This is a genomic window from Halomonas sp. TH-94, from assembly GCF_057473365.1.
The window spans coordinates 17,400-34,301 of record NZ_JBYCKL010000095.1; the positions used below are offsets into that span (position 1 = coordinate 17,400).

General features: G+C 64.3%; 18 protein-coding genes. 14 read left to right on the plus strand and 4 right to left on the minus strand.

What is annotated here, in order from left to right; all coding sequences use genetic code 11:
* The first annotated feature begins 64 nt into the window (after positions 1 to 64).
* The 13 genes from lptF (at position 65) to AC2VNO_RS16885 (ending at position 12,067) form a co-directional block, all read left to right on the plus strand.
* Positions 65 to 1,144, plus strand: coding sequence for an LPS export ABC transporter permease LptF (lptF, locus tag AC2VNO_RS16825; RefSeq protein ID WP_486935213.1), 1,080 nt, complete (start codon positions 65 to 67; stop codon positions 1,142 to 1,144).
* The gene (lptG, locus tag AC2VNO_RS16830) at positions 1,144 to 2,208 is read left to right on the plus strand and encodes an LPS export ABC transporter permease LptG (protein WP_486935214.1); all 1,065 of its coding nucleotides are present in this window, start codon (positions 1,144 to 1,146) and stop codon (positions 2,206 to 2,208) included. The genes lptF and lptG overlap by 1 nt, the downstream gene beginning before the upstream one ends.
* 67 nt (positions 2,209 to 2,275) lie before the next feature.
* Positions 2,276 to 2,752: an RDD family protein gene (locus AC2VNO_RS16835; protein ID WP_486935215.1), complete on the plus strand. Its 477-nt coding sequence runs from the start codon at positions 2,276 to 2,278 to the stop codon at positions 2,750 to 2,752.
* 93 nt (positions 2,753 to 2,845) lie between these two features.
* The gene (locus AC2VNO_RS16840) at positions 2,846 to 3,052 is read left to right on the plus strand and encodes a (2Fe-2S)-binding protein (protein ID WP_486935216.1); all 207 of its coding nucleotides are present in this window, start codon (positions 2,846 to 2,848) and stop codon (positions 3,050 to 3,052) included.
* A gap of 172 nt (positions 3,053 to 3,224) precedes the next feature.
* A complete protein-coding gene (gene bfr / locus AC2VNO_RS16845) occupies positions 3,225 to 3,707 on the plus strand; it encodes a bacterioferritin (RefSeq protein WP_486935217.1) in 483 nt (160 codons plus the stop codon).
* 293 nt (positions 3,708 to 4,000) lie between these two features.
* Positions 4,001 to 5,044 carry an ABC transporter substrate-binding protein gene (locus tag AC2VNO_RS16850; protein WP_486935218.1) on the plus strand — a complete coding sequence of 348 codons (1,044 nt, stop codon included), beginning with the start codon at positions 4,001 to 4,003 and terminating at the stop codon, positions 5,042 to 5,044.
* Between the two features lie 5 nt (positions 5,045 to 5,049).
* Positions 5,050 to 5,838, plus strand: a complete 789-nt coding sequence (locus AC2VNO_RS16855; RefSeq protein WP_486935219.1) for an ABC transporter ATP-binding protein — start codon at positions 5,050 to 5,052, stop codon at positions 5,836 to 5,838.
* Between the two features lie 9 nt (positions 5,839 to 5,847).
* A complete protein-coding gene (locus AC2VNO_RS16860; RefSeq protein WP_486935220.1) occupies positions 5,848 to 6,615 on the plus strand; it encodes an ABC transporter permease in 768 nt (255 codons plus the stop codon).
* A 154-nt stretch (positions 6,616 to 6,769) separates the two neighbouring features.
* Positions 6,770 to 7,756: an ABC transporter substrate-binding protein gene (locus tag AC2VNO_RS16865; RefSeq protein ID WP_486935221.1), complete on the plus strand. Its 987-nt coding sequence runs from the start codon at positions 6,770 to 6,772 to the stop codon at positions 7,754 to 7,756.
* Between the two features lies 1 nt (position 7,757).
* Positions 7,758 to 9,458, plus strand: coding sequence for an ABC transporter permease (locus tag AC2VNO_RS16870; protein ID WP_486935222.1), 1,701 nt, complete (start codon positions 7,758 to 7,760; stop codon positions 9,456 to 9,458).
* On the plus strand, positions 9,446 to 10,492 hold the full coding sequence (locus AC2VNO_RS16875; protein ID WP_486935223.1) for an ABC transporter ATP-binding protein: 1,047 nt from the start codon (positions 9,446 to 9,448) through the stop codon (positions 10,490 to 10,492). The genes AC2VNO_RS16870 and AC2VNO_RS16875 overlap by 13 nt, the downstream gene beginning before the upstream one ends.
* Positions 10,489 to 11,514 (plus strand): MBL fold metallo-hydrolase, encoded by a 1,026-nt coding sequence (locus AC2VNO_RS16880; protein WP_486935224.1) that lies wholly within the window; start codon positions 10,489 to 10,491, stop codon positions 11,512 to 11,514. The genes AC2VNO_RS16875 and AC2VNO_RS16880 overlap by 4 nt, the downstream gene beginning before the upstream one ends.
* Positions 11,498 to 12,067: a histidine phosphatase family protein gene (locus tag AC2VNO_RS16885; protein ID WP_486935225.1), complete on the plus strand. Its 570-nt coding sequence runs from the start codon at positions 11,498 to 11,500 to the stop codon at positions 12,065 to 12,067. The genes AC2VNO_RS16880 and AC2VNO_RS16885 overlap by 17 nt, the downstream gene beginning before the upstream one ends.
* Positions 12,068 to 12,128: 61 nt before the next feature.
* Here AC2VNO_RS16885 and AC2VNO_RS16890 read toward each other — a convergent pair whose 3' ends face one another.
* The 4 genes from AC2VNO_RS16890 to AC2VNO_RS16905 form a co-directional block, all read right to left on the minus strand.
* Positions 12,129 to 12,353, minus strand: a complete 225-nt coding sequence (locus tag AC2VNO_RS16890) for a DUF1653 domain-containing protein (RefSeq protein ID WP_486935226.1) — start codon at positions 12,351 to 12,353, stop codon at positions 12,129 to 12,131.
* A 16-nt stretch (positions 12,354 to 12,369) separates the two neighbouring features.
* A complete protein-coding gene (gene tcdA / locus AC2VNO_RS16895; protein ID WP_486935227.1) occupies positions 12,370 to 13,221 on the minus strand; it encodes a tRNA cyclic N6-threonylcarbamoyladenosine(37) synthase TcdA in 852 nt (283 codons plus the stop codon).
* Between the two features lie 33 nt (positions 13,222 to 13,254).
* Positions 13,255 to 14,016, minus strand: coding sequence for a pseudouridine synthase (locus AC2VNO_RS16900; RefSeq protein ID WP_486935228.1), 762 nt, complete (start codon positions 14,014 to 14,016; stop codon positions 13,255 to 13,257).
* A gap of 87 nt (positions 14,017 to 14,103) precedes the next feature.
* On the minus strand, positions 14,104 to 15,402 hold the full coding sequence (locus tag AC2VNO_RS16905; protein WP_486935229.1) for a Glu/Leu/Phe/Val family dehydrogenase: 1,299 nt from the start codon (positions 15,400 to 15,402) through the stop codon (positions 14,104 to 14,106).
* A gap of 150 nt (positions 15,403 to 15,552) precedes the next feature.
* On the opposite strand from AC2VNO_RS16905, the gene AC2VNO_RS16910 reads away from it, so the two are divergent.
* A complete protein-coding gene (locus AC2VNO_RS16910) occupies positions 15,553 to 16,872 on the plus strand; it encodes a ferredoxin reductase family protein (protein WP_486935230.1) in 1,320 nt (439 codons plus the stop codon).
* Positions 16,873 to 16,902: the final 30 nt, after the last annotated feature.

A 16,902-nucleotide genomic window follows, 5' to 3' on the forward strand; every position in this document is an offset into this window, starting at 1 on the left:
CCGGGGCCTGCCGAATCCCCCAAGTGTACTCAAGGCATGGCGCCATTGCATGGAAGACCGCTGAATGATCATTTTTCGTTACCTGACACGCGAGATCCTGCTCACCATGGCCGCCGTCGCCGGCGTGCTGTTGCTGGTCATCATGGGTAGCCGGTTCATCCGCTATTTTACCGATGCCGCGGAGGGCGATATCCCCGCCACCATTCTCGGCAATCTCATGCTGTACCATCTGCCTGGCTTTCTCGAACTGATACTGCCGCTGGCTTTCTTTCTCGGCATTCTGCTGGCCTACGGGCAGCTTTACCTGAACAGCGAGATGACCGTGCTGGTGGCCTGCGGCATCAGCCCCGCACGGCTTTTTCAGATCAGCCTGGTGCCGGCGGCACTGGTGTCGATCATGGTGGGGCTGTGCAGCCTGTGGCTGACGCCGGCGGGGGCGCTGCACAATGCCATCATGCTCGAGGAGCAGCGCAGCCAGTTGGACTTTACCGCGCTGGCGCCGGGACGATTCCAGGACTTCGGCGGTGGGCGAACCGCTTACACCGAGTCTTTCAGCGATGACGGCAGCCGCATGCAGGAGGTGTTCATCAGCGAGCGACAGCGGCGCCGGGACGGCACGCCGGAAACCGCCGTGACCCGTGCCGGTAGCGGCTATCAAACCGTCGACCCCGATACCGGCAGCCGCTTTCTGGTGCTGGCCGACGGCGAGCGCTACAGCGTCGACCCCGGACGCTTCGAGGCCGAGCGGCTGGAGTTCGAGACCTATGCCGTACGCCTCTCGCTTGGCCGCGAGAGGCGCGAGCTGGAGTCGGCCGACTATGCCAACACCCGCGAGCTGTTCGGCGACGACTCCGACCGTGCTCGCGCCCAGCTGCAGTGGCGTCTCTCGCTGCCGCTGATGGTCTTCATTCTGACGCTAATGGCGATGCCGCTCTCAAGGGTCAATCCGCGCCAGGGGCGCTTTGCCAAGCTGCTGCCGGCAATCTTTCTCCACATCTGTTACCTCAGCTTGCTGCTGGCGGCCCTGGACGCCGTTGGGCGTGGCACGCTGCCGGCGGCGATCGGCATGTGGCCTATCCACATCCTGTTCCTGGCGCTGGGCGTGGGGCTGTTGATGCACAACCAGCGCAGGGGGATGCGTTGATGCTCACGGATCGTCTCGACCGCTATATCGCTCGCAATGTGCTGGGGGCGATCATCGTCGTCCAGGTGGTGCTGCTTGGTCTCGACCTGGTGATTTCCTACATCAACGACCTGGACGACGTAGAGGGCAACTATGGTGCCTTCCAGGTGTTGCTTTACCTACTGATGCGGGTGCCCTGGCGCTTCTATCAGTACGCGCCGGTGGCGGTATTGATCGGTGCGCTAATCGGCTTGGGCAGCATGGCCTCGAGCAACGAACTGACGGTGATGCGGGCCGCGGGGCGTTCCCTGGCACGCATCCTCTGGGGGGTGATGAAACCCATCATCCTGGTCGTGGTCGTCGTTCTGGTGATTGCCGAGTACGTGAGTCCGCGTACCGAGCAGTTCGCCAGCGCGTGGCGGCTCGAGCAGATGCAGGGCGAGGGAGCCGTGCTGGTCCAGAGCGGCGGCTGGCAGCGTGAGGGCGACAGCGTCTATCGCTTCGGTGCCATTCGCGCCGACGATACCGTCCTCGACCTGACTCGCTATCGCTTCGAGGGGCGCGAGCTGCTCGAAGCCACCGTGGCCGAGCGTGCGATATGGCGCGATGGCAGCTGGCTGCTGGAGGAAGTGGGTACCACGCGCTTTTACGACGACCATACCGAGGCCGAGCATCATGCCCAACAGCCCTGGCAAACCAGCCTGACGCCGGCCCAGCTCAAGCGGCTACTGCTGCCAATCAACAGCCAGGCCCCGAGCGAGCTGTGGGCTTATGCCCGTTTCCTGCAGAATCAAGGCCTTCAGGCCACCCACCCTCTGCTCTATTTCTGGCAGAAGATGCTGATGCCCCTGACCATGGCATCGCTGGTATTGGTAGCGGCTTCGTTCGTGTTCGGCCCGCTGCGTACCGTGGCGGCCGGTACCCGCGTCTTCTACGGCGTGATCGTCGGCCTGTCATTCAAGTACCTGCAGGATCTACTGGCGCCGGCCTCGACGGTATTTGGTTTCTCACCGGTATGGGCGGTGCTGATGCCGACCCTGCTGAGCGCAGGGCTCGGGCTCTATCTGCTACGCCGCTCCGGGTGACCCGCGTATTGCCCGGCCGCAGCCGCCAGGACGCACGCCCCCTTGGTAACGTTAGGAAAGGACCGTAATGCAACGACGTTTCGATCAGCTCGACGATGCCTGGCCGGCCGGTCTGGCGCGCCGCCTGGGCGCCATGCTCTATGACGCCTTCCTGGTGGCGGCCATCTGGATCTCCCTCACCGTGCTGCACGTGGCTTTCGTGCGCCACGTGCTTGGCCTGGGCCCGGAAGAGGTGGGAGCAGGGGAGCCGCAGCGCCTGGTCCTGCAGCTGCTGCTGCTGGCAGGGGCTTTCGTATTCTTCGCCTTCTCCTGGATGCGTGGCGGCATGACGCTGGGTATGCAGGCCTGGCGCTTGCGCGTGCAGACCCTCGACGGCCGCACCATCACCCTGCTTCAAAGCCTGGTGCGCTATCTGGTGGCCTGGGTTTCTCTGGCGGCCTTGGGCCTGGGGTATCTATGGGTGCTGTTCGATAGCGAGCGCCGCAGTTGGCCTGACATCGCCTCGGGCACCCGGGTGGTGGTACTGCCCAAGGAAAAGCGGTGATGTGACGCCGATCAAAAAATGTTCGATTCGCTCTTGCGATAGTCTATGCGAATCATTTACATTAATCCTCGTAAGCACAGCGAGGTGATGTCGATGTACGTATGTCTTTGCAAGGGCGTATCCGACCGCAAGATTCGTGAAAGCGTCGAAAGCGGCGCGCGCAGCTGGCGTGACGTCCAGCGCGATACCGGCTGCGGCACCCAGTGCGGCAAATGCGCCTGCGTGGGCAAGGCCATTGCCCGCGATGCCATCACCTCCGAAGTCATGGCTTCCACCAGCGATCTCGCCTACGCCGTATAAGGCATTCCGTCTAGCATCTCAACTGATGCCAATCTTTCTCATTCTAGTTGTGATTAATCCAACCGCCTGTCCCGGTTGGATTTTTGCGTGTTGGGCCGATACTGCCTATGATGGTTTGATCAACTCGCTGCTGTACTGGCAAGACCCGTGATCGACTGATAGGGAGAAGGCAATGAAAGGCGATGCCAAGGTCATCGAGCATCTCAACAAGGCTCTCGGCAATGAGCTGGTGGCGATCAACCAGTACTTCCTGCATGCCAAGATGTACAAGGATTGGGGCCTCAAGGCCCTGGCCAAGTGGGAGTACGACGAATCCATCGACGAAATGAAGCATGCCGACAAGCTGATCGAGCGCATTCTATTTCTCGAGGGCCTGCCCAACCTGCAGGACCTGGGCAAGCTGCACATCGGCGAGAACGTACGCGAGATGCTCGAGAGCGATCTCAAGATCGAGCATGAAGGCCGTAACGACTACATCGAAGCGATTGCCTACTGCGAGCAGGTCAAGGACTATGTTACCCGTGATCTGTTTCGCGAGATTCTGGCCGATGAAGAAGAGCACATCGACCATATCGAAACCGAGCTTAGCCTGATCGACAAGGTCGGCATCGAAAATTACATGTTGCGCCAGATGCAGGCAGCCGGCGACGAATAATCTGCGCCGGGATGTATCCCAGCGGCACCGACCCTCGTCGGTGCCGTTTTTTTTGCGTCGCAATCAGGGCTCGTTTACGCGGCGTTACCTGCATGGCATGTTGTTTCTGCAATGGACTAAGCTGGTGCAGGCGTGCCGCCCCGGCGTCAGCGGCTGCACCTTGCTGGTGCCGCCGGCGTCGGAGCCATGCCCCGTTATGGCTCGCCGAGGCAATGCCGAAGCGAACCGACGCCTTTGGCAGGCCGATTGCATAGAACAAGCACAACCAAAAACGCTTCGCGAGGGTAGCATTCATGAGTCGTCAACTTACCGCCGGCCTGCTGGCCGGGGCGCTGGGCCTTTCCCTGCTCGGAGCCACCGTTGCCCAGGCAGATGAAACTCGAATTCGTTTCCAACTCGACTGGCGCTTCGAAGGTCCCTCGGCGCCCTTCCTGATGGCCGTGGAGCGAGGCTATTTCGCCGAGGAGGGGCTGAATGTACAGATCGATTCCGGCAGCGGTTCCGCCGGAGCCATCAACCGGGTCGCCTCGGGGGCCTACGAAATGGGCTTCGGCGATCTCAATGCGCTGGTGGAGTTTCTCGCCGAGAACCCCGACGCCCCGGGCATCCAGGGCGTTTACGTGGTCTATGACGGCACCCCGGCGTCAGTCTTGGCACGCAAGGATCGCGGCATCGAGTCGCCCGCCGATCTGACCGGCAAGTCGATTGCCGCGCCGGCATTCGATACCGGCTACCGGGCCTGGGGCATCTTCGCTGCCGCCAACGATCTCGCAGTGGATGCCGTCGAGTGGCAGAACGTCGACCCCACCCTGCGCGAGACGCTGCTGGTGCGTGGCGACGTGGACGCCATCACCGGGTTCTACTTCACCAGCCTGCTCAACCTCGAAGGGCGCGGCATGGGTGAGGAGCAGCTCACCATCATGCCGTTCCCCGACTACGGCGTACCCCTCTATGGCAACGCCATCATTGCCAGCGAAGCGTTCTCCGAAGCCAACCCCGAGGCAGTGGAGGGCTTTCTGCGCGCCTTCAACCGCGCCCTGGCGGAGACCCTGGCCGACCCCGAGGGCGCAATCGAGTACGTGCGCAACCGCGATTCGCTGATCGACGTCGAGATGGAGACGCGGCGGCTCAAGCTCGCCATCGACAGCGTCATCGATACCGACGACGCGCGTGCCAACGGCGTAGGCGGCGTGGATGAGCAGCGCCTGCAGGATGCCATCCAACTGGTGGCGGACGCCTACGACCTGCCCTCGGTGCCCGAGCCCGAGCGGGTGTTCACCTCGCGCTTCCTGCCGTCGCAGGAGGAGCGCATGATCTTCCCCGAGCGCTCGGAGTGACGGCAGTGGCAGTCTCCCCGACTTTCGTCGACTTCGACCGGGTCAGCCTGGCCTACGACGACTCCGGCAATGCCATTGAGGACATCTCGCTCTCCATCGAGGAGGGCGAGTTCGTCGCCTTCGTCGGTCCCTCCGGCTGCGGCAAGTCGACCTTCATGAAGCTGTGCACCGGGCTGCACGCGCCCACCGCGGGCAGCGTGAAGGTGGACGGCGCCGCTGTGGGCGGGCCGCTGAAGATCTGCGGCATGGCATTCCAGAGCGCCAACTTGCTGCCGTGGCGCACTACGCTGGACAACGTGCTGCTGCCGCTGGAGATCGTCAAACCCTATCGTTCGCAGTTTCGCAAGCGGCGAGCCGAGTACGTCGGCTGGGCCCGCGACCTGCTGCGTACGGTGGGGCTCGAGGGCTACGAGGACCAGTACCCGTGGCAGCTCTCCGGCGGCATGCAGCAGCGCGCCTCGATCTGCCGCGCGCTGATACATCGGCCGCGACTGCTGATGCTCGACGAGCCCTTCGGCGCGCTGGACGCCTTTACCCGAGAGGAGCTGTGGTGCGTGCTGCGCGACCTGTGGGAGGCGCAGCGCTTCACCGTGGTTCTGGTGACCCATGACCTTCGCGAAGCGGCGTTCCTGGCCGATACCGTCTACGTCATGAGTCGCCGACCGGGTCGCATCATCGAGCGACGCGAGATCGACCTGCCGCGACCACGCGAGCTGGCGGTGACCTACGAGAAGCCTTTCATCGATCTGGTGCAGGAGTTACGTAACCTGATCGGCGACATTCGCAGCGCCTGAGGAGCGAGCATGAACAAGAACGACAGGCTGCGTGAGCGGCTGGCGCCCTGGGTGGCGGTACTGGCGCTGGTGGCGATCTGGGAGGTCAGCGTGCGCTTGCTGCAGGTGCCGGAGTTCATCTTCCCCAGTGCCTCGGCCACCGCGCAAGCCTTGGTGACCTTTGCCGGCCCCATCGGCATGCACTCCTGGCAGACCCTCTGGACCACCATGGCAGGCTTCGCCCTGGGCGTGGCGGTGGGGCTGGCGCTGGGCTTCATCATCGGCTCCTCGCGCTTCCTCTACCACGCCTGCTACCCGCTGCTGGTGGGCTTCAACGCCATTCCCAAAGTCGCCTTCGTGCCGATCCTGGTGGTGTGGTTCGGCATCGGCTCGGTGCCGGCGATCCTCACCGCCTTTTTGATCTGTTTCTTTCCCATCGTGGTCAACGTGGCCACGGGGCTGGCCACGCTGGAGCCGGAAATGGAGGACGTTCTGCGCGTACTTGGCGCCCGGCGCATGGATGTGCTGCTCAAGGTGGGTCTCCCGCGCTCGCTGCCCTACTTCTTCGCCTCGCTGAAGATCGCCATCACCCTGGCATTCGTCGGCACCGTGGTCTCCGAGACGGTGGCCTCCAATCAGGGCATCGGCTATCTGATGATGAGCGCCGGCTCGCAGATGCGCATGTCGCTGGTATTCGCCGGCCTGATCGTGATCAGCGCCATGGCCATGGTGATGTACGAACTGTTTGCGCTGCTGGAGAAGCGGATGACCGGGTGGGCGCACCGCGGCCAGCGCTAAAGGCGGTTTGTCGTTGTCGATGCCGGTGCCGCCAGTGGGTTCGAAGCCTGCCGGGCGGCACCGGTTCCTTTACTCCTTTGGAAAACCCACTGTCACGTAGCTGTAAGCCGATGGCAGTAATGTCGATGGGGCTCACCCATCGGAGGTTTTCCCTATGTCGAAGCGCCCTCTTTCAGCGGCCCTTGCCGCCATCGTGGTCATGGCCGGCCTGGCCCACCCGGCTCTCGGCAACGAGAAGCTGGTGCTCTACACCAGCCAGCCCAACAGCGATGCCCAGCAGACCGTCGACGCCTTCCAGGCGGTCCATCCGGAAATCGAGGTGGAGTGGGTGCGGGATGGCACCACCCAGCTGATGACCCGGCTGCGTTCCGAGCTCTCCGCCGGTGTCAGCAACCCCGACGTGCTGCTGATCGCGGACAGCATGACCCTGGAGTCGCTCAAGCAGGAAGGGCGACTGCAGCCTTACCTGAGCCCCGAGCGCGAGGCCTATGACGCCGAGCTGTACGATGCGCAAGGCTACTTCTACGGTACCAAGCTGATTACCACCGGCATCGTCTACAACACCGGGGCCGAGCGCCAGCCGCAGAGCTGGCAGGAGCTCACCCAGCCTGAGTACGCCGGGCAGGTGACCATGCCGAGCCCGCTCTATTCGGGGGCGGCGCTGATCCACATGGCGGCTGTCGAAGCCCATCCCGAGCTTGGCGAGGGTTACTACGAGGCACTGCAGGCCAACCGAACCGAGGCCCAGGGAGGCAACGGCGGCGTCTTCAATGCCGTGGCGTCAGGCAGCAAGCCCTATGGCATCGTGGTCGACTTCCTGCCGATTCGCGAGGCCGCCAAGGGTTCGCCGGTGGCGTTCGTGTTCCCCGAGGAGGGGGTGAGTGCGGTGACCGAGCCGGTCGCCATCATGCAGGGCGCCAGGAACCCTGAGGCAGCGCGCAAGTTCGTCGACTTCGTGCTCTCGCGGGAGGGGCAAGAGCTGGTGAGCGAGCAGGGCTACTTGCCCGCCCATCCCGAGATCGCGCCGCCGGCAGGTTTCCCTGTGCGGGATGATATCGTGCTGATGCCGCTCGATATCGAAAACGCCCTGGCCAGGGAAGCCGAGCTCAAGCAGCGCTTTAGCGACCTGTTCGGTAGTTGACATGACACCGGGCCTCATCGACAGCAGCCACCAGCGTTGGCTGCTCACTCTGCTGATGCTGGTCGTGGTGGCGCTCAGCCTCGCCCCCAGCCTGCGCCTGCTGATGGAGGCGCTAGGTGACCTGGCCCTGGGCAGCGAGGCGCCGCTGTGGCGCGTGCTGCAGACCGAAAGCACTTGGCGAGCGCTGTGGCGCAGTCTCTACACGTCGGGGCTGGGCATGCTGATCGCGCTGGTGCTGGGCAGCCTGTTCGCCTTCGTCATCACCCTGACCGACATTCGTGGCAAGGCCTGGCTGGTGTTCTGCTTCATGCTGCCGATGATGATCCCGCCTCAGGTCACCGCGCTGAGCTGGCTGCAGCTGTTCGGCCCTGCCAGCCCGCTGCTGAAGAGCCTCGGCTTGGCGCCGCCGCTGGGCAGCCCTCAGCCGCTCTACTCGGCCGAGGGCATTGCGCTGCTGCTGGGCATACAGAGTGCACCGCTGGTATTTCTGGCGCTGCGCACCTCCTTGCTGTCGTTGCCGCGGGAACTGGTCGAGGCGGCGCGCATCAGCGGTGCGCGCCAGACCCAGGTGTGGGGCCAGATCATCCTGCCGGTATCCCGCGGCGGCCTGATCGCCGGCGGTGCCATGGCGTTCATCTCGAGCCTGGGCAATTTCGGCATTCCGGCCATGCTGGGCATTCCCGCCGGCTACTACGTGCTGCCCACCCTGATCTACCAGCGTATGGCCAGCTTCGGCACCGGCGTGCTGGCCGAGATGGCATCGCTGTCGCTAATGATCGGCGCGCTGGCGCTGGCCGGCGTGGCGCTTCAGCAGGCGTGCTTGAAACGTAGCCGCTTTGGCCTGGTGGGCCACTCGGGACGTGCTCACGATTTCTCTCTGGGGCGTTGGCGCAGCGCGGTGACCGCACTGCTGATCGCTGTACTGCTGGTAATTCTCATCGCGCCTTTGGCGGCATTGGTGGTGAGTTCATTGGTGCCCGCCATGGGCGTGCCGCTCACCTGGGAAGCCGCTAGCCTGAATGCCTACCACGAAGTGATCGGCCGTCAGGGGGCGACCTGGCGGGCGGTGCGCAACAGCCTGTGGCTGGCGGGGGGCGCCGCGCTGCTGCTGATGCTGTGCAGCCTGCCGCTGGCCTATCGCCTGCAACGCTTGTCGCGGCGTTGGCAGAACCTGGCGCTGAGCGCCATCGAGCTGCCTTACGCGCTGCCCGGCGTGGTACTGGCGGTGGCCTGCATTCTGCTCTTCGTGCGCCCCATTCCGCTGGTGAACGTGGCGCTTTACGGCACCCTGGGCCTGATCTTCGTCGCCTACCTGGCGCGTTTCCTGGTGGTGTGCCTCAAGCCGGTTGCCGCCGGTCTTACCCAGCTCGACCCTGCACTGGAAGAGGCCGCCCAACTTGCTGGCGCCGGCCCTTGGCGTCGCCTGGGCGGCATCGTGCTGCCGCTGGTGGCACCGGCGCTATTTGCCGGCGGTCTGCTGGTGTTCCTGCTGGCGGTGAACGAACTGACCGTTTCGGCGCTGCTGTGGAGCGCGGGCAACGAGACGCTGGGCGTGCTGATCTTCAATCTGGACGAAGGGGGCGAAAGAGTGCTGGCCGCCGCGGTTTCCGTGCTGGTGGTCATATTGGTGGCAGCGCTGATGCTCTGTTTGAGCCTGCTGGCACCACGCCTGCCCAAGGGGGTGGTGCCATGGCAGGGTTGACGATCGAGCGTGTCACGAAGAGCTTCGGCGAGCAGCGTGCCGTCGATGCGCTTTCGCTGGACATCGCCCCGGGCGAGTTCGTTGCACTGCTCGGACCGAGCGGCTGCGGCAAGACCACCATGCTGCGCATGCTGGCCGGCTTCGAGGCGCTCAGCGAGGGCGAGATTCGCCTTGGGCAACGTACTCTGGCCAGCCCGATACGGCATGTTCCCCCGGAACAGCGCGACATGGCGATGGTGTTTCAATCCTACGCGCTTTGGCCGCATATGAGCGTGGCCGATAATGTCGGTTATCCGCTCAAGCTGCGCCGACTGGATGGCGAGACCTGTCGGCGACGGGTGGCGCAGGCACTGGCCCTGGTCGACCTGCAAGCCTACGCCCAGCGTTCGCCGCAGGAGCTGAGTGGAGGTCAGCGTCAGCGTGTTGCGCTGGCGCGGTGCCTGGTCACCGACCCGTCGGTAGTGCTGCTCGACGAGCCATTGGCCAATCTCGATCGCCACCTGCGGGCGGCCATGGAGCAGAGCTTTCGCGATTTTCATCGCCGCACCCAGGCCACCCTGGTCTACGTTACCCACGACCAGGGTGAGGCGATGGCGCTGGCGGACCGGATCGCCGTCATGCGTGAGGGCAGGCTGGCGCAGTGGGCTACACCGGAAACGCTCTACCGCCAGCCGCGGACCGCCTGGGTAGCCGGTTTCATCGGCCAGGGGTGTCTATTGAACGTCGCGGCCGGGCGGCCAGGGCAGCGGTTGGAGGCGGCAGCGCTGATGCGTGGGCTCGCTGCCGCTCCCGCCGAGCGCACCCAACCGGTACTGGTGCGCCCGGAGCACGTGCGGATAGTCGCCGGTGCGCCTGCGTCGCATGACTTGCGTGCACGAGTGGAGAGCGTGACCTTCCGTGGCGAGCGCTATGAGCTGCATCTGCGCCTCGAGAGCGGTGAAGCAGTGCTGGCCCATCATCCTACCGCCTTGGGGGAAGGTCAGCCGGTGGCGCTGACCCTGAGTGAGGGTTGGTGCCTGGAGCCCGAGGCATGAGCCTGCGCATCGAAGTACTCAGCGGGCTGGGAGCCAAGGCACCCGCCGCCATCCTGGTCGAGGCCGAAGGCAGGCGCCTGCTGCTCGATGCCGGAGGCGCTTTGCATCCCGGGCAGTCGACCGCCTGGGCTCAGGGGCTGGACGTCGACGCGGTGCTGATCAGCCACGATCATATCGATCACATCGGCGGTGTGGCGGCGTTGCCGACGGAGCTGCCAATCTACTGTACCGCCGTGGTGGCGGCGGCTTTGCCACACGGTCGCGAGTGGTTTCCCCTGCCCGAGCGTGGTCAGTGCCGGGTGGCGGGCATACCGGTCACTACCGGTCAGGCGGGGCACTCGCTGGGTGGCGTATGGCTGCATCTCGGAGTTGCCGAGGGGGTGTTTTACAGCGGCGACGCCTGCCTGGAGTCGTTGATCTTTCCCTTCGATGACCCGCCGCCGGCCAGAGTTGCGCTTCTTGTCGCCTCCTATGGCGTTTACGATACGCCCCAGGCGTTGTGTCGCGAGGCGCTGGCACGCCGCCTGGATGAGCCTAGGGTGATGCCGGTACCCGTATCGGGTCGGGCGCTGGAGATAGCGCTCTGGCTCGAGACCCACGCCGGGCAGCTCGGTCTTGCCTGGGATCTGGATGCCGCATGCCGTGAGGGGCTCGAAGCGCTGCTACGCTTGCCCCATGCGTTGCGTCGGGCGGGGCACGATGCCGCCATCCGTCGATTGCTGAAGGCGCCCCGTACGGATGCACCCATGCTCTGGCTGGTGGCCGACTGCGATGACGACCCGGACGATTGGCCGCATCACAGGCTGTTGCATACCGGTTACCTGACGCCTCGACGCCAGCGTCAGCGAGCGGTTGGCGAAGTCGACTGGCAGCGCTGGAACGTGCATTTGCGTTTGTCCCACTTGAACTGGCTGGCGAGCCGTCTGCAAGCTCGCAGCGTGGTCCCACTCTTTACTGCGGAACCCAGCCAGGTGAGCGTGCGCCTGGGCATGCTCGAGGAAACCCATGATGCTATTGGCTAGGCCCTTCGTCTTCATTCGCCACGGAGAAACGCAGCTGAATCGGGAACAGCGAATCTGCGGGCGCAGCGACGTGCCGCTGACCGCGCTGGGCGAGACCCAGGCGCGGCAAGCCGCCGCCTGGCTGGACCGACCCTGGAGCCGGGTCGTGACCAGCACCCTGCAGCGAGCCTGGCGCACGGCGGAACTCGCGGTGCCAGGTCAGCCGGCCACCCGCCTGAGCGGGCTCGACGAGCGCGATTGGGGCCGGCTGGATCAACTGCCGCTCGTGCAGCAGCCTGCCTACGAAGATACTCCACCCGGTGGCGAGGGCTGGGCGTTTTTCCAGGCCCGCGTGGTGGCGGCGTTGAATGGAGTACTGGAGAGCGAGGAGCTACCGCTGGTGGTGGCCCATTCGGGTGTGTTCCGCGTCATTCGAAGCCAGCTGTGGGGCAGCCCTAACGGCCCCCGGCTGCCCAATGCCACTGCATGTCTGATCACGCCCGGCTTGCTGGGTTGGCAAGTTCATCGCTACGAAGCCGGCTACCGTGACCGAGAGCACCGGCAGCGTCGATAGCGAGGCCACGCTGTTCCGTTCGGGCCGATCAGGCTCGCTTCGTCGTCATGCGCGGTGGTGTTCAGAACGCCTTTTCCAGGTCGAAACGCGGCACCGGTTCGCCGCGTACTTCGACGGTCTCGGTGAACATGGTGAGCGGGCGCACCCACAGACCGTAGTCGCCATAGAGGGCGCGATACACCACCAGCGGCTCCTCGGTTTCGCTGTGATGGGCGACGCCGAGCACCTCATAGCGGTTGCCCTTGTAGTGGCTGTAGATGCCGGGGACGGGGAAGGCTGTAGACATGGCGTCGGGCTCCTGATCAGGGGGTTTTATCGTTATCGCCGGCGGTTTGGGCCGCCTTTTTTGCCAGGCGTGCCAGCACTCGCGACGCGGCCACGAAACCGAAGCTGCCGGTGACGAAGGTGGCCGCACCTACGCCGCTGGCGCAGTCGAGCCGGGTCGATTCGCCGCTGCCCGGTTTCTGCAGGCAGACCTCACCGTTCTCGTCTGGATAGACCAGTTGTTCGTCGGAATAGACGCATTCCACCGCAAAGCGCCGCTTGGGGTTACGCGAGAAGCCGTAGTCCCGCCGCAGCCGTGCACGCACCTTGGCCAGCAGCGGGTCGTGCTCGGTGCGGGCCAGATCCGCCACCTTGATGCGCGTGGGGTCGCTCTGACCGCCGGCGGCACCGGCTACCACGATGGGCAGCTTGTGTCTGCGGCACCAGGCGATCAGCGCGGCCTTGGCCACCACGCTGTCGATGGCGTCGACCACGTAATCGGTATCTTCGGGTAGGCGCTGGGCCAGGTTGGTCGGTGTGACGAAGGCGGTATCGGCCACGACCTGAATGCCGGGCTGGATCGCCCGGCAGCGCTCGGCCAGCACCTCCACCTTGGGACGGCCAATGGTGCCATCCAGCGCTGGCAGCTGGCGATTGACGTTCGATACGCAGACATCGTCGAGGTCGATCAGGGTGAGTCGGCCGATGCCCGATCGCGCCAGGGCTTCCACGGTCCAGCTGCCGACCCCGCCCACGCCGACCACGACCACATGGGAGCCGCGGAAGCGTTCGAGGGCACGAGTACCATACAGCCGACGAATTCCACCGAAGCGGAACGCGTAGTCGTCCTGAGGCGGAGCGGTATCCTGTGCGGGTGAGGGGTCGGTCATGGGGGGTAGGAATCTCCGGTTGAGAGCGGAATGTCAGGCCGGGGTGGGTGAGGCGTCAATACCGGCACCGTCGCTCGGCAGATGGCCGGCCCAGCCGAAGCGCTGGAAGAGGGCGGTCATGGTGGCGTCCAAGCCGCAGCTGAGCGTCAGCCGGCTGCCGTCGGCGGGGTGCTCGACGTGCAGTGCCACGGCGGCCAGCAGCAGCCGCGGGCAGTCCAGGCGTTCGGCAAAGAAGCGGTTATGATTGCCCTTGCCATGCTTGGCGTCACCGATGATCGGATAGCCGCGCCGCGAGAGATGACGACGAATCTGATGGCGGCGGCCGGTCAACGGACGAACCTCCATCAAGGAGTAGCGGCAGGTGGGATAGCGGTCCACCTGCACCGGCAGCTCGACGCTGTCGAGACGCCGGATCTCGGTAAGAGCCTCGAGGGCGGGCATTTCCGCCTTGGGGCGGCTGCCATCCTCTTCACGCAGGGCATAGTCGAGCCATTCGTGTTCGGGCCCGATGCCGCGCACCACCGCCAGATAGCGCTTGGCGATCCGGCGTTCGGTGAAACTTTCTCCCAGGCGTGCTGCGGTGCCCGAGTCCAGGGCGAAGACCATCACCCCCGAGGTGGGGCGGTCCAGCCGATGCACCGGATAGACGCGCTGACCCACCTGGTCGCGCAGGCGTTGCAGCAGGAATTCTCTCTCCCCGCCGGCGAGCTTGGAGCGGTGCACCAGCAGGCCTGCCGGCTTGTGCACTGCAACCAGATGCTCGTCCCGATAAAGGATGCTCAGGGGCTGGGTCATGGCGGCCCGAATTTGCGAAACGAAGGCCGCCATTGTCGCTGTCGCGGATGGCCTTGTCACCCCGAGACACCTGGCAGGCTGTCTTGCTTACTCGCTGTCCTGACAGTTGCCCCGCAGTTGGATCGCATGCGCGATGCGCTCGATGCCCTGACGATATGCTGCCCTGCGATAGGATATCGTCTCTTTCTCGGCGCGTTCGAAGACCAGCTCGCTCTCGCGCACCAAGCGTTCGGCCAAGCGCTTGTTGATCTCTTCCTCCGACCAGCGCTCACCGCTGCGATTTTGCAGCCACTCGAAGTAGCTGACGATCACCCCACCGGTGTTGGCCAGCACGTCGGGCAGTACCGGAACACCGCGCTCCTCCAATTGCTCATCGGCGTGGCTAGAGACCGGGCCGTTGGCGATCTCGAGCAGCGCCCCGGCCTTGATCTGATCGACGTTGTCTTCATGAACCTGGTTTTCCAGAGCTGCCAGGGCCAGCACGTCCACTTCGAGGGTGAGCAGGTCGTCGCGGTCGAGTTTTTCCACGTCCTCGGCGATACATACCGAGTCGTCGCAGTAGACCATGTCGTGGAGACGCTTGTTACGGTGCTTCTGCTCCATGATGGCATCGGGGTCGAGGCCTTCCTGACTGTAGATTGCGCCTTTGGAATCGGATACCGCGACGATGCGAAAGCCCTGCTCATGAGCCAGGCGGGCGAAGTGATAGGCGGCGTTACCGAAGCCCTGTATGGCCACCGTGGTCTCTTCGGGCTTGCGCTTCTCGCGTTCCGCCCATAGATCCAGCACGTGAAGGGCGCCGCGGCCGGTGGCGGCCACACGACCGAGCGAACCCCCAAGCTCAGGCGGTTTGCCGGTAATGGCTGCGGGCACCTTGGCCCGTGCCAGGTGGTCGAATTCGTCGGCCATCCAGCCCATCACCGTGGCATTGGTGTTCACGTCCGGTGCGGGTATGTCTCGGTCGGGTCCCATGATGTCGGCGATGCCACGAATGTAGCTACGTGCCAGACGCTCGAGCTCCAGCTTCGACAGCTGCTTGGGGTCGACCTTGACGCCGCCCTTACCGCCACCGTAAGGCAGGTCGACCACGGCACATTTCACGGCCATCCAGAAGCTCAGCGTAGTGACCTCCTCCTGATTGACGTCGGGATGGAAGCGAATGCCGCCCTTGGCCGGCCCCAGGGTAGTGTTGTACTGCACTCGCCAGCCGGGGAATACCTTGAGGCTGCCGTCATCCATGCGCACCGGTACGCTGACCTGCAGCGATAGGTTGGGCTGCATCAGTCGCTCTCTGGCATCGCCCTGGATTTCAATGGCATCGAATACCTCTTCCAGGCGCGAACGCGCGTCGTCGAACAGGTTGGCGTGGTCCTTTTGCCCTGTCATCGGCTTTCTCCTAGATCCTGGTCCGTCATTGCCTGATTTAGCGTAGCAGCCTTGCTCAAGTGCGGCGCACTGGCCGGCAAAACATAAAATTTCAGTCTGTTACATGACGAAGCACTATCTTGAGCTGGAGATTGGGTTAAGGAGGACCATGTGAGTCGACTGGCTAGAAGCGCTCTGCTCTGGTGTGCCGGATACCTGTTGCTGGCTTTGCTACCCCTTGGGCTGGCGTTGCTGATACTGCCACAGGAAGGCCGCGAGTTCGGCGCCGAACTCGGTGCCCTGCTTGGGCTCCTTGCCCTGGGGGTACTTGCCTGCCAGGCAGTCATCTCGGGGCGGCACCGCTGGTTCGCGGAGTCGGTCGGCTACGACAACATTCTTCAGTTTCACCGGCAGACAGGAATTTTCGCTCTGCTGCTGGTATTGGCGCATCCCATCGTGATGATCGCCACACGCCCTGGCTGGCTCGAGTACCTCGATCCCCGCGAGGACACCCTGCGGGCGATCACCCTGATACTGCTGGTACTGGCAACGTTGGTACTGGTAACCAGTTCGCTGTGGCGAACCCGCTTCGGGCTCTCCTACGAATGGTGGCGTGCACTGCATGGGGCGCTGACTCTGTTCATCGTGGCCGGCGGGTTGGGGCACGCGGTCATGGTGCAGCACTACACCCAGGGAGTCGTCACCACCCTTCTGCTCGGCGCGGTCGTGGGGGGCTCGCTGCTGCTGGTGGTGGAAACACGCCTGCTCAGGCCGTGGCGTTTGCGCAAGCGCACCTGGAAGGTCGTGGCCAATGAGCAGGAGCGCGGCGATGCCACCACCCTGACTCTGGAAGCCGAAGGCCGGCACCGACTCGACTTCGCGCCGGGGCAATTTTTCTGGATCACGCTGGGCGATACGCCTTTCTCGCTGCAGCAGCATCCGTTCTCGGTGGCATCGTCCGTCAGCGATGGTCGCCGTTTCTCTTTCACCGCCAAGCGATTGGGCGACTTCACCGACACCCTACCGGATGTCAAACCCGGTACTCGAGCCTACGTCGAAGGGCCTTTCGGCAGCTTCATCCCCGAACCGGAGAACGCCTCCGGCGCGGTGCTGATTGCCGGAGGCATCGGCATTACACCGATCATGAGCATACTGCGCACGCTGCGCGACCAGGGTGACACCCGCCCGCTGTGGCTGCTGTATGCCAACAAGACATGGGAAGACGCAACCTTCCGCGACGAGCTGGCCGAACTCGAGGGGCAGCTCGATCTCGACGTGATACATGTCATCAGCGACCCCGAGCCCGAGTGGAAGGGCGAGCTTGGCAAGATTGATGAAGCGCTGGTGAAACGTCGGGTACCTGCGGACGATGGCCGTCGTGAGTACTTCATCTGTGGACCCGAACCCTTGATGAATGCGGCCGAGAAAGCGTTGCTCGCTCAAGGGGCGACGGCCACACGCATCTATTCGGACCGCTTCGACATCGTCTAGGAGATCGACATGCTGCATGTGATCGCAAAA

What these genes read in the sequence shown, in the direction of transcription:
- lptF (WP_486935213.1), top strand. Translation starts at nt 65, where the DNA reads ATGATCATTTTTCGTTACCTGACACGCGAGATCCTGCTCACCATGGCC.
- AC2VNO_RS16890 (WP_486935226.1), bottom strand. Translation starts at nt 12,353, where the DNA reads ATGTCTACAGCCTTCCCCGTCCCCGGCATCTACAGCCACTACAAGGGC.
- AC2VNO_RS16875 (WP_486935223.1), top strand. Translation starts at nt 9,446, where the DNA reads ATGGCAGGGTTGACGATCGAGCGTGTCACGAAGAGCTTCGGCGAGCAG.
- AC2VNO_RS16905 (WP_486935229.1), bottom strand. Translation starts at nt 15,402, where the DNA reads ATGACAGGGCAAAAGGACCACGCCAACCTGTTCGACGACGCGCGTTCG.
- AC2VNO_RS16900 (WP_486935228.1), bottom strand. Translation starts at nt 14,016, where the DNA reads ATGACCCAGCCCCTGAGCATCCTTTATCGGGACGAGCATCTGGTTGCA.
- AC2VNO_RS16885 (WP_486935225.1), top strand. Translation starts at nt 11,498, where the DNA reads ATGATGCTATTGGCTAGGCCCTTCGTCTTCATTCGCCACGGAGAAACG.
- AC2VNO_RS16840 (WP_486935216.1), top strand. Translation starts at nt 2,846, where the DNA reads ATGTACGTATGTCTTTGCAAGGGCGTATCCGACCGCAAGATTCGTGAA.
- AC2VNO_RS16865 (WP_486935221.1), top strand. Translation starts at nt 6,770, where the DNA reads ATGTCGAAGCGCCCTCTTTCAGCGGCCCTTGCCGCCATCGTGGTCATG.
- lptG (WP_486935214.1), top strand. Translation starts at nt 1,144, where the DNA reads ATGCTCACGGATCGTCTCGACCGCTATATCGCTCGCAATGTGCTGGGG.
- AC2VNO_RS16850 (WP_486935218.1), top strand. Translation starts at nt 4,001, where the DNA reads ATGAGTCGTCAACTTACCGCCGGCCTGCTGGCCGGGGCGCTGGGCCTT.
- AC2VNO_RS16870 (WP_486935222.1), top strand. Translation starts at nt 7,758, where the DNA reads ATGACACCGGGCCTCATCGACAGCAGCCACCAGCGTTGGCTGCTCACT.
- tcdA (WP_486935227.1), bottom strand. Translation starts at nt 13,221, where the DNA reads ATGACCGACCCCTCACCCGCACAGGATACCGCTCCGCCTCAGGACGAC.
- AC2VNO_RS16835 (WP_486935215.1), top strand. Translation starts at nt 2,276, where the DNA reads ATGCAACGACGTTTCGATCAGCTCGACGATGCCTGGCCGGCCGGTCTG.
- AC2VNO_RS16860 (WP_486935220.1), top strand. Translation starts at nt 5,848, where the DNA reads ATGAACAAGAACGACAGGCTGCGTGAGCGGCTGGCGCCCTGGGTGGCG.
- bfr (WP_486935217.1), top strand. Translation starts at nt 3,225, where the DNA reads ATGAAAGGCGATGCCAAGGTCATCGAGCATCTCAACAAGGCTCTCGGC.
- AC2VNO_RS16880 (WP_486935224.1), top strand. Translation starts at nt 10,489, where the DNA reads ATGAGCCTGCGCATCGAAGTACTCAGCGGGCTGGGAGCCAAGGCACCC.